This window comes from Mycobacterium sp. NGS11 (genome assembly GCF_059813315.1).
Genome location: NZ_JCALEJ010000001.1, coordinates 116,314 through 129,688, shown reverse-complemented (window position 1 = coordinate 129,688; position 13,375 = coordinate 116,314). Strand labels below are relative to the sequence as shown.

Below are 13,375 nucleotides of genomic sequence, written 5' to 3'. Positions count from 1 at the left end.
TATGACCGAAGTGACCAATGACGAACTGCGCCAACGCCTCGACGCGCTGATCGGCACGCCCACCGACGGGGTCGGCAGACCCGCCCGCGCGCCGGATCCGGTGAACGCCGCCATGATCCGGCACTGGGCGCACGCGTTGGACGACATGAACCCGGCCTACCTGGATGAGGAGTTCGCGCGAAATTCCCGCTACGGCGGCTTGGTCTCGCCGCCGGTGATGCTGCAGAGCTGGACGATGCCCCCACCGAAGCTGGCGGGCATTCGCGAGCGCGGCGGTGTGCCGATCGAAATCAAGAGCAACCCGCTGCAGTTTCTGTCCGACGCAGGGTACACGGGCATCATCGCGACGAACTCCGAGTTCGAGATCGAACGCTATCCGCGGGTCGGAGACCAGATCACCGCCGAGACGGTGTTCGACTCGATCTCGGATGAGAAGAAGACGGCGATGGGCAACGGCTTCTTCGTCACCTGGGTGACCACCTACCGCGATCAGAATGGCGAGGTCATCGGCCGCCAGTGGTTTCGCACTTTGCGATTCAAGACGGGTGGGGCCCCCGCCGGAACGGCTGGGGACTGATGGCCAGCAGACTCGCCCCCTCCATCAGCCCCGACACCGAGTTCTTCTGGTCGGGCCTGCAAGACAACGAACTTCGCATCCAGCGCTGCGCGGACTGTCAGACGCTGCGCGTCCCGCCAAGGCCGATGTGCGGCAAATGCCAGTCGCTGAAGTGGGACTACGTCGTGGCGTCGGGTCGCGGCACGGTGTATAGCTTCGTGATGCCGCAGTATCCGCCGCTACCGTTCCTCCAGTACCCCTACGTCGTCGCGCTCATTGAGCTCGACGAGGGTGTCCGCATCGTGTCGAACCTCTGCGAAATCGAACCCGCCGCCATCGAGGTCGGCATGCCCGTCGAGGTCTTCTACGAGACCTTCGAAGCCCTGCCGAGCGGCGACGAGTTGGTGCTGCACCAATTCCGGCCCGCTGGGTGACCGGAGGCGAAGCAAAACAATGGATTTCACCTTCACTGAGGAACAAGAGACCGTCGGTAAAGTTGCGCGCCAGCTGTTCGAGCACCGCGCCACGCCCGAGCATCTGACCGAGCTGGAGACCGGCGACGTGCGCTACGACGCCGCACTGTGGACCGAACTGGCGTCCGCGGACCTACTCGGCATCGCACTACCCGAATCCGTGGGCGGCAGCGGCGGCGGATTCCTCGAGTTGGGTGTTCTGCTCAGCGAGGTCGGGTTCAGCGTCGCGCCGGTGCCGGTTTATGCCACGCTCGTCCTGGGCGCGGATACGATCGCACGGCACGGCGATTCCGTGTTGCGGCAACGGTATCTGCCCGGCGTGGTCGACGGCAGCACGATCCTCACCGCGGCGCTCGTCGAACCGGCTAACTCCGAACCGAACGCCCCGCGCACCACCGCGCGATCCGACGGCGACACGTGGCGGCTAGACGGCAGCAAGGAGCTCGTGCCCGCGGCGCAACTCGCTGCGGCCGTCGTCGTGTCGGCGCAGACCGAAGACGGTCCTGGCCTATTCATCGTCGACACCGGAACCGATGGCGTGAGTATCACACCCGTGCCCACCACCAATGGTGAACCCCACGCCGATATGGACATGACCGGCGCGATCGGCCGCCGGCTCACTGAGCACGTCGCCGGGAATATAGTCGGCTCGCTTTACACCCGCGCCCTCGTCGGCTTGTGTGCGATCCAAATCGGCGTTGTGGAACGGGCTTTGAAACTGGCCGCCAAGTACACCAGCGAGCGCGAACAATTCGGCCGCCCGATTGGATCCTTCCAGGCCGTCCAGCAGCGTCTCGCCGACGCGTTCATTGACGTCGAAGCCATCCGTTGGACCACGTGGCACGCGGCATGGTTGATCGCCCAAGGACGACCGGCCGATCGAGAGGCCCGCATCGCCAAGTTTTGGGCCGCCGAGGCAGGCGCCCGCGTCGCCTCCTCGACCCAGCAAGTGCACGGCGGCATGGGAATCGATGTCACCTACCCGCTGTCCCGTTATTTCTTGTGGGCCAAGCAGAACGAACTCGCACTCGGGTCGGCATCACTGCAGTTGGCCCGGCTCGGCAACGCATACCTGGAAGGAAGCGACACATGACCTCCACCCTCAAGCGCACAACGACCCTGGCGTGGAACACCGTCAATGTCGGTGACGAGGTCACACCGATGGATGTGCCCGTGACCACCACGCTGATCGTCGCGGGCGCCATCGCGTCGCGTGACTACATGCCGGTGCACCACGACCGCGACTTCGCCAATTCCCAAGGCTCCAAGGACATTTTCCTCAACATCCTGACCACCAACGGGCTGTGTGTGAAGTTTTTGCACGACTGGGCTGGACCCGAGGCGATGGTCAAGAAGCTTTCCGTTCGCCTCGGTGTTCCCGCCTACCCCAACGATCCGTTGCGCTTCGAAGGCAGCGTCACCGACAAGTCGTCGGCCGACGGAGAAGGCTTGGTGGAGGTCACCTTCAAGGGCACCAACAGTCTCGGAGCGCATGTCTCCGGCACCGCGGTGGTCAGCCTGCTCGACGGGGTCGATGCGTGAGCGCGGGCATCGGCGGGAAAACGGCTCTCGCCGGTATCGGCCAGACTGAATTCTCCAAGGAGTCTGGCCGCACCGAAATGCAGCTTGCCTGCGAGGCGGTCAAGGCGGCCATCGACGATGCGGGCCTGCGTCCCCGCGATATCGACGGGATGGTGACGTTCACCGTCGACGAGAACGAGGAGATCGAGGTCGCCCGCAACGTCGGCATCGAGAACCTCTCGTTCTTCACCAGGGTGCCGCACGGCGGCGGAGCGGCGGCGGGCACGGTGATGCAGGCCGCTATGGCCGTCGCGACCGGTGCCGCCGAGGCGGTGGTGTGTTACCGAGCATTCAACGAGCGCTCCGGCTTTCGTTTCGGCGGCGCTGGACGCCAACCCGGTGTGACGCCGTTGTGGATGGCTCCATATGCCCCGTTCGGGTTCATGACGCCGGCCGCGTGGGTCGCCCTGCACGCTCAGCGGTACATGTCGACCTACGGGGTCACCAACGCCGACTTCGGCAAGATTTCTGTCATCGACCGCAAACATGCCGCCAACAATCCGGACGCCTGGTTCTATGGCAAGCCGATATCCCTTGAGCAGCACCAGGAGTCGCGCTGGATCATCGAGCCGGTGCTGCGCCTGCTCGATTGCTGCCAGGAAAGTGATGGCGGCGTCGCGATGGTGGTGACCAGCGTCGAGCGGGCGCGCGATCTGCCCAAGCCACCCGCCGTCATCACCGCGGCCGCCCAAGGCGCCGCCTACGACGGCGAGGTGATGACAAGTTACTACCGCGAAGAGATCACCGGGCTACCCGAAATGGGCGTGGTCGGCGACAAGCTGTGGCGCGACTCCGGGCTGAAACCGGATGACATCTCGACGGCGTTCCTGTACGACCACTTCACACCGTTCGTGTTCACCCAACTCGAGGAGCTCGGGTTCTGCGGACGGGGCGAGGCCAAGGATTTCGTGTCGATCGATGAACTGTCGTTGGGCGGACGGATGCCGATCAACACCAACGGCGGCCTGCTCGGCGAGGCCTACATCCACGGGATGAACGGGATCACCGAGGGGGTTCGACAGGTGCGCGGCACGTCCTACAACCAAGTCGACGACGTAGAACATGTCCTGGTCACGTCGGGAACCGGCGTCCCGACCAGCGGGCTGATCCTCTCGCCCGACCGCTGAGTCGCAACACCGCTACCCTGATCGGAAGCTAGAAAGGGGTCCTCCATGACGCAGGCAACGGCGACCGACACCCGCGCTGCCATCATTGCGGCGGCCTTCGCCTGCTTTCGGACCCAGAGCCTGGCCAAGACGACCGTCGTCGACATTGCGCGGGCGGCCGACGTGTCCCGCAGCACGTTCTACGAATACTTCCGGGACAAGGAGACAATCGTCGAGGCCTGCGCGGAGGCGGCATCGCAGCGGTTCTACCGCAACATGGCCAAGGCGATCGACCGTCGCGGCGGTAGCACCCTGGAGGGCCGGCTTGTGGAAGCCGCTGTCTTCGTGAGCCAGGCACGGCGCGTCGTCGAGCCGGAAGCGTACTTCGACGAGGCGGAAGTCAGCCTGATGATGACCAAGAACGCCGCAATGCTTCTCAAGGAATGCACCGAGTTCCTGGCGCCATACGTATCGGCTGCCAGGTTGACCGGCGAGGTCCGAAGCGATCTCGACATCCCCACTGCGACCGAGTGGTTTGCTCGAATCCTATTCTCGTTGTTCACGACTCCGTCGCCGACGATCGATATGCGCGACGACGACGCGGTGGCCGACTTCGTGCGGGCCTATGTCGTGAAAGGGTTCGTCGACGGCGGCGCGCGCCGGCGCTAAACGGCAGGCCTCAGCCGACCCTGCGCACGGGAACATTGGACCAGCCACAGACATTCGCCATGGCCACCCGCTGTAGCCCGTCGCGGTCGACTTCATACTCGGGAAGCAGGTCCAACAGCGCATCGAGTGCGATGCGGCTCTCCATCCGAGCTAGCGCCGCACCGAGGCAACTGTGTATGCCGTAGCCGAACGCGAGGTTGAAACCCATCTTGCGGTCTCGATCGATGTCCAACCGGTCGGGGTCGTCGAACATTCGCTCGTCCCGGGTCGCCGAGCCTGTAACCAGTAGCACTGCACTGCCTGCCGGAATCGTTGTCCCGTAGTACATGACGTCGCGTGTGGCGGTCCGGACCTGATACTGCGAGGGCGCCTCGTAGCGCAGCAACTCCTCCACCGCGGCCGGGATTTTGCTTCGGTCGTCGCGAAGCTTGCGCCACTGGTCGGGAAAATCGGCGAATGCGACCATCGCATTGCCCACCAACTTGGTGACCGTTTCGGCGCCCGCCCCTCCGAGCATTGTTGCGAAACCCGTGATGTCGACGTCAGTGAGCTTCTCCACCACGCCATCACGTTCGATCTCCGTCTCGATCAATCGGCTGATCATGTCGTCTTCTGGGTGGGCCCGCCGCTGCTGCACCAAATCGTAGTAATACAGGCCCGTGCTCACCGAGGCCTGGTATCCCCGCTTGGTGGTGGCGATCTCGCCAGTATGGCGCTCAAGCAGCAAGTCCAGCCAGAGCCGGATCTGGTCGCGGTCCTGCTTCGGCACGCCCAGCATGGTGGTGATGACCTCGTTGGGAAACAGGGCCGAGAAGTCGGCAACGACGTCGAAGGACGCCAAATCCAGCGCTTCGATGCGCTCATAGACCTTGTCGCGCACCATGTCTTCCAACGCGGCGATCGACCGCGGGGTGAATACGTTGCTGACGAGCCTGCGCATCTTCTGATGCTCGGGCGGGTCCATGGAGATGATCACCTCGGGTACCGGGATGGCGTCGTCGTGCGCCTTGACCATGTCCAGCGTCGCGCCCTTGGCCGACGAGAAGGTTTCGTGGTCTTTGGTTGCGGGTGCTACATCGTCGTACCGGGTGAGCGCCCAGAAATCCCACTTCGCGTTGTAATAGATGGGTGCCTCGTCACGCAGCCGTCTGTAGGTGTCGTAGGCCCCATTGAAGAATTCGGTCGAGAATGGGTCGAATTCGATGGAGATCGCTGAGCTCACAGGATCGCCCCGGATTCCTTGTACTTCGTGATCGTGTCCCAGTCGATGCCGGCATCCATCAGGACTTGCTCAGTGTGCTGGCCGTGCTCGGGCGCTCCGGGCGGGACAACCGATCGCCCGTCGAATTGAACGGGGTTGGTGGGCAACGAAAATGGCACTCCGCTGACGGTCTGGGTGTGCGCGATGTAGCCGTTCGCAACGACGGCGGGGTCCTGACAAAGCTCGGCCGGTGTCTGCACGATTCCCCATGCCCCCGAGAGTGCCGCCAGAGTCTCGCGCCATTCGGCCAACGTGCGCTTGGCAAACGCGTCGTCCAGCAGCGCGACCAGATTTACCCGGTTCTCGAACCGCGATGCGGGATCGGCGAATCGCGGATCGTCGACCAACTCGGGCAGACCAATCACCCGCATCGCCTCGGCGTAGAATTTGTCGAGTTGCAGCATCATCAGCTGCACGTAGCGGTCGTCTTTCGTGCGGTAGGTGGCCACCAGCGGGTTGGGTGAATCGGCGTGCCCGTACTTGGGAATGGCACTGCCGCCGTGTATTTGGCTCACCGCGACGTCGGGGCTGAGGTTCCACGCAGCCAGCCCGAGTAGAGAGACGTCGACAACCGAGCCTTTACCGGTCGTCGCCTTCTTGTAGAGCGCGGCGGCGATCCCTCCCGCGATCGTCATCCCGCCGAGCAGGTCGCCGAACGCGGGACGCGAACGCACCAGCTCGTCGGCCTGCTCGGTGAGAACGTTAGCGATTCCCCCACGCGCCCAGTAGGACACACCGTCATAGCCAGGCTTGTCGGCATCGGGCCCGGTCGGCCCGTGCCCCGACCCCCGCACATAAACGATGTTCGGGTTGGCCGCTTTGATGTCCTCGACGTCGATGCCGAACTTCTTGCGGCGCTCCGGCAGGTAACTGGTCAAGAACACGTCGCAGGTCTTGGCCAGCTCGCGCACCACTTCCTGACCGCCGGGAGTGCTCAGGTCCACCCCGATGGATTTCTTACCCCGGTTGGGGATTTCGATCATGTAGTTGACCGACCCGCCACCCCCGTCAACGATTCCCATCGTGACCAGTCCGCGCTGGGGATCACCGCCGTCGCGCGGCTCGACCTTGATGACTTCTGCGCCCCACTCCGCGAGTACCGCTCCGGCCGAGGGCACGAACGTCCACGCGGCGACCTCCAGCACACGAACCCCGCTGAGCACCTTGTCGTCGGAAATGACGCCCTCCCAAGCTTGCGATAACTGGCATTTACATAACTGAGAATGGCACTTTCGCCCTGTATTGTAAACGGACTAGGGGCGCCGGGAGAGCCGCCAGGGTTGCTCGGGATCTCCGTTCTCCCAAAACGCTCGCCAACTCGGCATTCGCTGTGGCATGGCCGCGCGAAACGGTACGTCCGTTGGCCACCGGATGAAGTCCGGCCCGGGCCGTTCGGTCACGTCCACGGAGTACCACGGATGCTCACGCCGCTTGACGAAGTACCACCGGCCATCGCGTCGTTCGTAGACGTCGTCGTAGCGCATCGTGATGACGTACCACCCGTCACCGTCCTCGTGCTCCGCGCGGCAGTACACCGATCCCGTCGCATGATCGGCGGCGATGAAGTCGAACTCGTGCCCGCAGATCAGGTGGATGCTGCGGTAGAACCGCCGCAGAACCCCGTCATACCAGCGCTGCAACGTCTCCCGGCCGCGGCCCTGCGCGCCCACCTCGACATCGTCGACGAAAAGCGCCGTTAGCTTTTCCAGGTCGCGGGCGTCCAGCGCCATGGCATAGCGGCTCGGCAGCTGGCTGATCGCCAAACTGGACTCGATCCGATCCAGACGGTCCGGCGCCATGGTTTGCAGTGTAGTTCGACGACATTAGGACCGAGAACGGGTGTTCTCGTTTCACGGAAAGGCAACTATCCTGTTGAGGCCCAATGAACAGGAGGATGACGACCACATGCCCTTCCCGACGATCATGCCTACGGTCCCCGCCCTGGTGAGATCGTCTGCAGAGCGTTTCGGCGACAAGCCGTTCCTCATCGCCGACGGGCACGTGCTGACGTATGTCGATCTCGGCGCGCGCTCGTCGCAGTTGGCGATGGCGCTGCTCACCGAGGGTGTCGGAAAGGGCGACCACGTCGGGATTCTGATGCCCAACAGCGTGGAATGGGCGCTCGCCTGGTTCGCGGCCACCCGCATCGGCGCCGTCGCTGTTCCGCTCAACACGTTCTACAAGACGTCCGAACTCGCCTGGACCGCCCGCCACGCTGACCTGAAGGCGGTCTTGGCATGGTCCGCCTTCCGCAACCACGATTTCGTCGAGCGGATCGAGGAGGCGTTACCGGGTCTCGCGGAACAGCGTGAACCGGGCCGCATCGTCCTGCACAAGACGCCTTTTCTGCGCACGATCGGGGTGTGGGGACCCTGTGACCGGGCCTGGGCGACGGCATTTGAGGACAAAAAACTACCGTTAGGCATCGACGCCGATTTCCTTCTCGATGTCGAGTCCTGCGTGACCCCGGCGGACGAGGCGATGATCATCTACACCTCGGGCAGTACTGGTGACCCGAAGGCGCCGGTACACACACAGGGCACCCTGGTTCGCCACAGCTATAACCTCACCTTCCAGTACGGCATCACCGCCGATAGCGTCTTGTTTACCGCAATGCCGTTTTTCTGGGTGGGCGGGTTGATCACCGGATTGCAGGCTGTGATTCACCACGGAGCCACGCTCGTCACTCAGCCGGCGTTTGATGCGGCAGAGGCCCTGGAATTGATGGAGCGGTATCGCGCGACGATCGCGCTCGGTTGGCCACAGCAGGGCAAGTCTTTGTCGGAGCATCCCGATTTTACCGGGCGCGACCTCAGTTCGGTGCAGCGCACCAGTATGCCCGCGATGGTGTCGCCGGACCGGCGACCCAAGGGGCCGAATGCCCTTGGAATGACAGAACTGTGCGGCAACCACATTGGCGTGGACCCTTATCCGCCACAACCGCCGGATCGAGCTGAGACCGGAGGGTTTTCGGTCGAAGGTCTCAGCCACATCCTCGTCGATCCCGAGACCGCTGTACCGGTCCCCCTCGGGACGACCGGTGAGATCTGGGTTCGCGGTTACTCATTGATGCAGCGCCTCTACAAGCGTGAGCGCGAGGATGTGTTCACCGCGAGCGGGTACTACCGGACCGGTGATTGCGGCGTCGAGTACGACGACGGCTGGATCAAATTCACCGGCCGGTTGGGTGATCTGATCAAGACGGGCGGCGGAACCAACGTCACACCGAGCGAAGTGGAACTGGCACTTGCCGATTGCGACGGCGTGCTCGAAGCGTACGTGGTCGGTGCCGAGAGCCCCGAGGACGGAACGGTGGTCGCGGCGGCGGTGGTGCCCCGCGGCGATTCGACGCTCGACGGCGAGTCATTGCGGGTGCAACTGCGGGGCCGACTTGCGGCATACAAGGTGCCGAAGGTCATCTGGGTTACCTCAAAGCAAGATCTTCCGTTCACCGCGACCGGAAAAATCAAGAAGACGGAGCTGGCGCAACAGCTCAGCGGACTGCTGGTGCGCCGCTGAGCGTTAACTGGCTGCGGTCGACCCTTGCCGAGAATCCTTATTCTCACATGCGAGAATTGCCTCGACTACGGCACAAAGGGAGCGATTCATGAGCGACCGGCACTCCAGCATTGCAGGGACGCGGATGCTGATTATCGGGGCATCCTCGGGCATCGGACAGGCATTGGCCGTTGCCGCGCATTCCCGGGGCGCAAACGTGGCGCTCGCCGCGCGGCGGCTGGACCTCCTCGCGAAACTGGCCGATCAACTGCATGGATCGTCGCACGAGCTCGACGTGTCCGACCCCCGCGGCGTCGAATCCGTTGTTGGTGAGGTCGTGGCCAAATTCGGCAAGCTCGATGCGGTCGTGTTCACCAGCGCCGTCGTGCCCTTCGCGCTGATCGAAGAGACTGAAGTCGAGACCTGGCTGCATGCGTATGCCGTCAATGCCGTTGGCGCTTCCCATGTGCTGCGTGCGACCCTCCCCCATCTGGCGGACAACGCGGTCGTCATTGTCGCGTCGAGCCACGACGTTGGCCGGCCTCGCGCAGGTGTGGCCGCCTATCACGCCAGCAAGGCGGCGCTCGACGAGATCCTGCGGTCCTGGCGGGCCGAGCATCCGGATCTCGCCGTGATCCGGGTCAGCGTCGGCCCCACCGCCGACACCGAAATCCTGCGCGGAGCCGACCGCGACCTACTGGCCGATCTGTACCGTGCATGGGTGGTACACGGCCAGATTCCAGACGAGATGTCCACAGTCGAAGACGTGGCCAATGCCATGCTCTCCCTGATCGCCATTTCACGCGCCAACCCCACTGTGGTCAGCGAAATCGTGCACCTCGCACCCCGAATCATCAAGCGCCAACAGGCTCCGACCGGCAGCTGATTGCGATAGGAGCAGTGATGGGCATCCGGGAACCGAAATCGGAACTGACCATTCCCGATCTGTGATCGAGTACGAGTAGGAGCAATGGCCATGACCACCAAACCGTTACGCGTTGCCGTCATCTCCACCGGCTGGATCAGCAGCGTGGCGATACGCGCGATCGTGCGGCGTCCGCACCTCGAGCTGGTCGGGGTATGGGTGCACAGCGCGGAGAAGACAGGCCGCGACGCCGGCGAGATCGTCGGGCTGGGTCCGATCGGAGTGACGACGACCAACGACCTCGACGACATCATCGCGTTAAAGCCCGATTGCGTCGTCTACGGTGCGGCCGGCGCCGAGATGGATGCCGCGGCGGTGCGCGACTACGTGCGGCTGCTCGGCGGCGGGCTCAACGTCGTCACGACCAACACACCCGGAATGATGTTCCCCGACAGATGGATTCCCGAGCTGGCCAGCCAGGTGCGCGAGGCGGCCTTGTCGGGCGGGGTGACCATCTACACCTCGGGTATCGAGCCGGGCTTCGCCGGTGATCAGTTCGCGGTGTTGCTGACGACCCTGTCGAACACGATCCGGTCTATTCGCGCGCAGGAGATCTTCGACTACTCGGCCTATCCGAATCAGGACCTGATGGTTACTGCAATGGGATTCGGCAAGCCGCTGGACTTCACTCCGCTGCTTGAACTCGAGGGTGCCCAGCAGTTCGCCTGGGGGCCGCCCATCGGCTTGGTCGCCAAAGCGCTCGGCGTTGAGCTCGACGAGGTCACCGAGTCCTACGAACGCGTGATCACCCCGCGTGATCTGCATGTAGCGTGCGGGACCATTCCCGCCGGGACGGTTGGCGCCGTCCGCGCCGAAACCACCGGCGTGGTCAACGGTCAGCCGGTGATCACTATCGAACACATCAACCGCATGGCTCCCGACCTGGCCCCGGAGTGGGCGTCAGCACCCAACGGCACATACCGCCTCATCATCGAGGGCCAACCTCATATGCAGTGCGACCTACGGCTCGGCACCGAGGACACTCCAGAGTCGGCCAATGACAACGCAATGGAGGCAACTGCCATGCGCGTCGTCAACGCCATCCCCTACGTCATCGACGCCGCGCCGGGGATCGCGACGTCGCTGGACCTGCCGATCACCGCACCGCTCAACGCAATAGACGTCGGCTAGATACGCGACTGCCTGCTCACGATCGAGGGTCCCGACAGCGGATTGGCAATCACGCCAGGGGGGGCTTTGACGACGTCCGGAATCGCGTTGACAGCGGCCATGGCGGTGACCGCGACGCCTGGGTTCACCCGGTCCGTTGCCGACTGCTCGAGATGCAACTCCAGGCTCATACTCGGACTGCCCTGAACGCGGAACACCATGCCGCCTTCATTCTCGCGGGCCGGCTTCGGCCAGCGATCCGGCCATGGCGTGCTGCTGACCGTCGCGAAGTATTGAACGGCGACAACCGGTCTCGCGCCGACCACACCGGCAAGTTGCCAGCGGTGGGCACAGATCGTCCCCTCGAGGATGACACCTAGCGCGGTGTCGAGATCTGTCGGCGCGAGCAGCGTCTCCCAATCCAGTTCTATCCGGTCGAGCTCGAAACCCAGGATGTCGGCGATGTAACGCACCACGGTGTCCCAGTCCTTATTCACCTTCCCCGAGGCGATGCGAACCGGCACATGACCGTCGGGCTTCCCGAAGCCCATCGACTCGTGCAAGACGTCCCAGATCGGATACGCCTTGTCCAGGTCGAGCGCGTACTCGTCCATTCGATACGAGTCGACCCGTCCTGCCCCTGCGAAGAGAGCGGTGGGAATGTTCAGGCTGATGAAACCCGGCTCACTGCCGGTCGCGTAGAACGTCGAGTTACCCTTTCGGGCTGCGCTTTCCAGCACTTCTCGCCATTCGGTGGGGGCCGCGGCCGGATAGACCATCGGGATGGTCGAGAACGTCACCACGTTGATGCCCGCCTCGAGGTAGCCGGCGATGTCGGCGATGGCTTCGCCTTCGCGTCGGACCGCCGTCGCGCAGTAGGCGACACAGTCCGGAGCCAGCGCCAAGACCGCTGACATGTCGCCGGTTGCGCTTACACCGACATCCGCAGTCCCGCAGAGTTGACCCGCATCCACCCCGACTTTCTCCGGTGTCGACACCCTGACGCCCACGAGTTCCAGCAGAGGATCGTCGATGACTGCCCGCAACGCCTCGCGGCCAGTCAGTCCAGTACCGACGTGGACGACGCGGTAGCGTCCCTTACCTTCAGTCGCCAATGTTTCACTACTCCTTAGTATTTCGATAGAACGGCCCGGGCTTGCCCGCGTTCTGCAGATGGCCGTAGGGGTCGTAGACCTTGACACTCGGATAGGGGTTCTGGTCGTAGGCGGGCTCGGACAATCCTGCCGCCCGCAGGCCCGCGAGCACCGCCAGCGGCATTGCGAACGACACCAGGCCCACCGTCACCGAGATCAGCAACTGTCGGGTCAACGTCAGCTTCGGACGTCCTTGCCGCGCAGGCATCAAGGCCGCGATGCGGCTGATCAGCAACAGTTCGCCTTCGTCGTCGCGAACGCACATCACCGCGACCATCGCGAAGATGAACGAGTCGTACACCGCCATGATCAGTGGGAAATAGACATGCCCCACGCGCAGCACGGGGCCGACGGCTTCCGTGTAGAAGAAGATGCCGCACCTCATCCAGGTGAATTGAACCAGCCCGTTGATGGGAATAGCGATGACGGCCGCGCCGAGGAACACCGAGACAAGCCGATGGCGCGCAAGCCAACTCGTCCGCGGGATCAGCGGATCGACGATTCGGTCATGCAGTTGGAGGATGGCGAGGCCGGTGAGCAGATAGTAGGCGGCATAGCCGCCCAGGAATGCCAGCGCCGGTTCGAGATTCGGCGATATGTTGACATACGGCCAGGTCAGCGGGAAGTGCAGCATGCGCGGATCGAAGATCGCGAACGTTGCCCAGTTGGCCAGAGGATCGAGCGCGCCGGTGATCAACCCGGCGAAGGCGATCACCACCGCCCAGTGCACCTTGCGTTGCCTATAGGACAGCCATACCAGCGTGGCGATCAGGCCGATCGCCATCGGAACCGAGCTGATAGACACGGCGAGCGGCCAGTTGTCGAAGCCGAGGAACGGTGGATAGGGCGCGGCATTCGGACGTGGATTGGTCCTCGTCGGGTCACCGTGCAGACCGGATTGAATTGTCGCGATGGTGACGACCGCGAAGGCCAGGTAGGCGACGATGAACAGCCCCCAGCCCGCTCGCGCCAGCCATCGCGAGAACCGAGGCCTGGTCACATCGGTGGCGCGAGAATCTGGGTTGTCAACGGTATTCGTCAT

At 63.7% G+C, this 13,375-nt stretch carries 14 protein-coding genes; 9 read left to right on the top strand and 5 right to left on the bottom strand.

What is annotated here, in order from left to right:
* Position 1: 1 nt before the first annotated feature.
* The 6 genes from AC5Y4T_RS00670 to AC5Y4T_RS00645 are packed head-to-tail and all read left to right on the top strand — an operon-like array spanning position 2 to position 4,385.
* A complete protein-coding gene (locus AC5Y4T_RS00670; protein WP_499951543.1) occupies positions 2 to 577 on the top strand; it encodes an FAS1-like dehydratase domain-containing protein in 576 nt (191 codons plus the stop codon).
* On the top strand, positions 577 to 990 hold the full coding sequence (locus AC5Y4T_RS00665; protein WP_499951542.1) for a Zn-ribbon domain-containing OB-fold protein: 414 nt from the start codon (positions 577 to 579) through the stop codon (positions 988 to 990). The genes AC5Y4T_RS00670 and AC5Y4T_RS00665 overlap by 1 nt, the downstream gene beginning before the upstream one ends.
* A 19-nt stretch (positions 991 to 1,009) precedes the next feature.
* Positions 1,010 to 2,122 (top strand): acyl-CoA dehydrogenase family protein, encoded by a 1,113-nt coding sequence (locus AC5Y4T_RS00660; RefSeq protein WP_499951540.1) that lies wholly within the window; start codon positions 1,010 to 1,012, stop codon positions 2,120 to 2,122.
* Positions 2,119 to 2,571 (top strand): MaoC family dehydratase, encoded by a 453-nt coding sequence (locus AC5Y4T_RS00655; protein ID WP_499951537.1) that lies wholly within the window; start codon positions 2,119 to 2,121, stop codon positions 2,569 to 2,571. Before AC5Y4T_RS00660 ends, AC5Y4T_RS00655 begins: the two co-directional genes overlap by 4 nt.
* The gene (locus AC5Y4T_RS00650) at positions 2,568 to 3,737 is read left to right on the top strand and encodes a lipid-transfer protein (protein WP_499951536.1); all 1,170 of its coding nucleotides are present in this window, start codon (positions 2,568 to 2,570) and stop codon (positions 3,735 to 3,737) included. Before AC5Y4T_RS00655 ends, AC5Y4T_RS00650 begins: the two co-directional genes overlap by 4 nt.
* Before the next feature lie 45 nt (positions 3,738 to 3,782).
* Positions 3,783 to 4,385: a TetR/AcrR family transcriptional regulator gene (locus AC5Y4T_RS00645; protein ID WP_067351197.1), complete on the top strand. Its 603-nt coding sequence runs from the start codon at positions 3,783 to 3,785 to the stop codon at positions 4,383 to 4,385.
* 10 nt (positions 4,386 to 4,395) lie between these two features.
* Here AC5Y4T_RS00645 and AC5Y4T_RS00640 read toward each other — a convergent pair whose 3' ends face one another.
* The 3 genes from AC5Y4T_RS00640 to AC5Y4T_RS00630 all read right to left on the bottom strand — a co-directional run bounded on the left by AC5Y4T_RS00640 (position 4,396) and on the right by AC5Y4T_RS00630 (position 7,430).
* Complete coding sequence (locus tag AC5Y4T_RS00640; RefSeq protein ID WP_499951533.1) at positions 4,396 to 5,607, bottom strand: cytochrome P450; 1,212 nt, start codon at positions 5,605 to 5,607, stop codon at positions 4,396 to 4,398.
* Entirely contained in the window at positions 5,604 to 6,824 is a 1,221-nt protein-coding gene (locus tag AC5Y4T_RS00635; RefSeq protein ID WP_499951961.1) for a CaiB/BaiF CoA transferase family protein, read from the bottom strand. The genes AC5Y4T_RS00640 and AC5Y4T_RS00635 overlap by 4 nt, the downstream gene beginning before the upstream one ends.
* A 75-nt stretch (positions 6,825 to 6,899) precedes the next feature.
* Positions 6,900 to 7,430, bottom strand: coding sequence for a nuclear transport factor 2 family protein (locus AC5Y4T_RS00630; protein ID WP_499951959.1), 531 nt, complete (start codon positions 7,428 to 7,430; stop codon positions 6,900 to 6,902).
* A gap of 121 nt (positions 7,431 to 7,551) precedes the next feature.
* Here AC5Y4T_RS00630 and AC5Y4T_RS00625 point away from each other — a divergent pair, with 121 nt between their 5' ends.
* The 3 genes from AC5Y4T_RS00625 to AC5Y4T_RS00615 all read left to right on the top strand — a co-directional run bounded on the left by AC5Y4T_RS00625 (position 7,552) and on the right by AC5Y4T_RS00615 (position 11,200).
* Positions 7,552 to 9,165, top strand: coding sequence for a class I adenylate-forming enzyme family protein (locus AC5Y4T_RS00625; protein WP_499951956.1), 1,614 nt, complete (start codon positions 7,552 to 7,554; stop codon positions 9,163 to 9,165).
* An 88-nt stretch (positions 9,166 to 9,253) separates the two neighbouring features.
* Positions 9,254 to 10,030, top strand: a complete 777-nt coding sequence (locus AC5Y4T_RS00620; RefSeq protein WP_499951531.1) for an SDR family oxidoreductase — start codon at positions 9,254 to 9,256, stop codon at positions 10,028 to 10,030.
* Positions 10,031 to 10,120: 90 nt separating this feature from the next.
* Positions 10,121 to 11,200, top strand: coding sequence for an NAD(P)H-dependent amine dehydrogenase family protein (locus AC5Y4T_RS00615; RefSeq protein WP_499951530.1), 1,080 nt, complete (start codon positions 10,121 to 10,123; stop codon positions 11,198 to 11,200).
* Here AC5Y4T_RS00615 and AC5Y4T_RS00610 read toward each other — a convergent pair.
* Both AC5Y4T_RS00610 and AC5Y4T_RS00605 read right to left on the bottom strand, forming a co-directional pair.
* Positions 11,197 to 12,096 (bottom strand): dihydrodipicolinate reductase, encoded by a 900-nt coding sequence (locus AC5Y4T_RS00610; protein ID WP_499951954.1) that lies wholly within the window; start codon positions 12,094 to 12,096, stop codon positions 11,197 to 11,199. The genes AC5Y4T_RS00615 and AC5Y4T_RS00610 overlap by 4 nt on opposite strands.
* Before the next feature lie 205 nt (positions 12,097 to 12,301).
* The gene (locus tag AC5Y4T_RS00605) at positions 12,302 to 13,375 is read right to left on the bottom strand and encodes a hypothetical protein (protein WP_499951529.1); all 1,074 of its coding nucleotides are present in this window, start codon (positions 13,373 to 13,375) and stop codon (positions 12,302 to 12,304) included.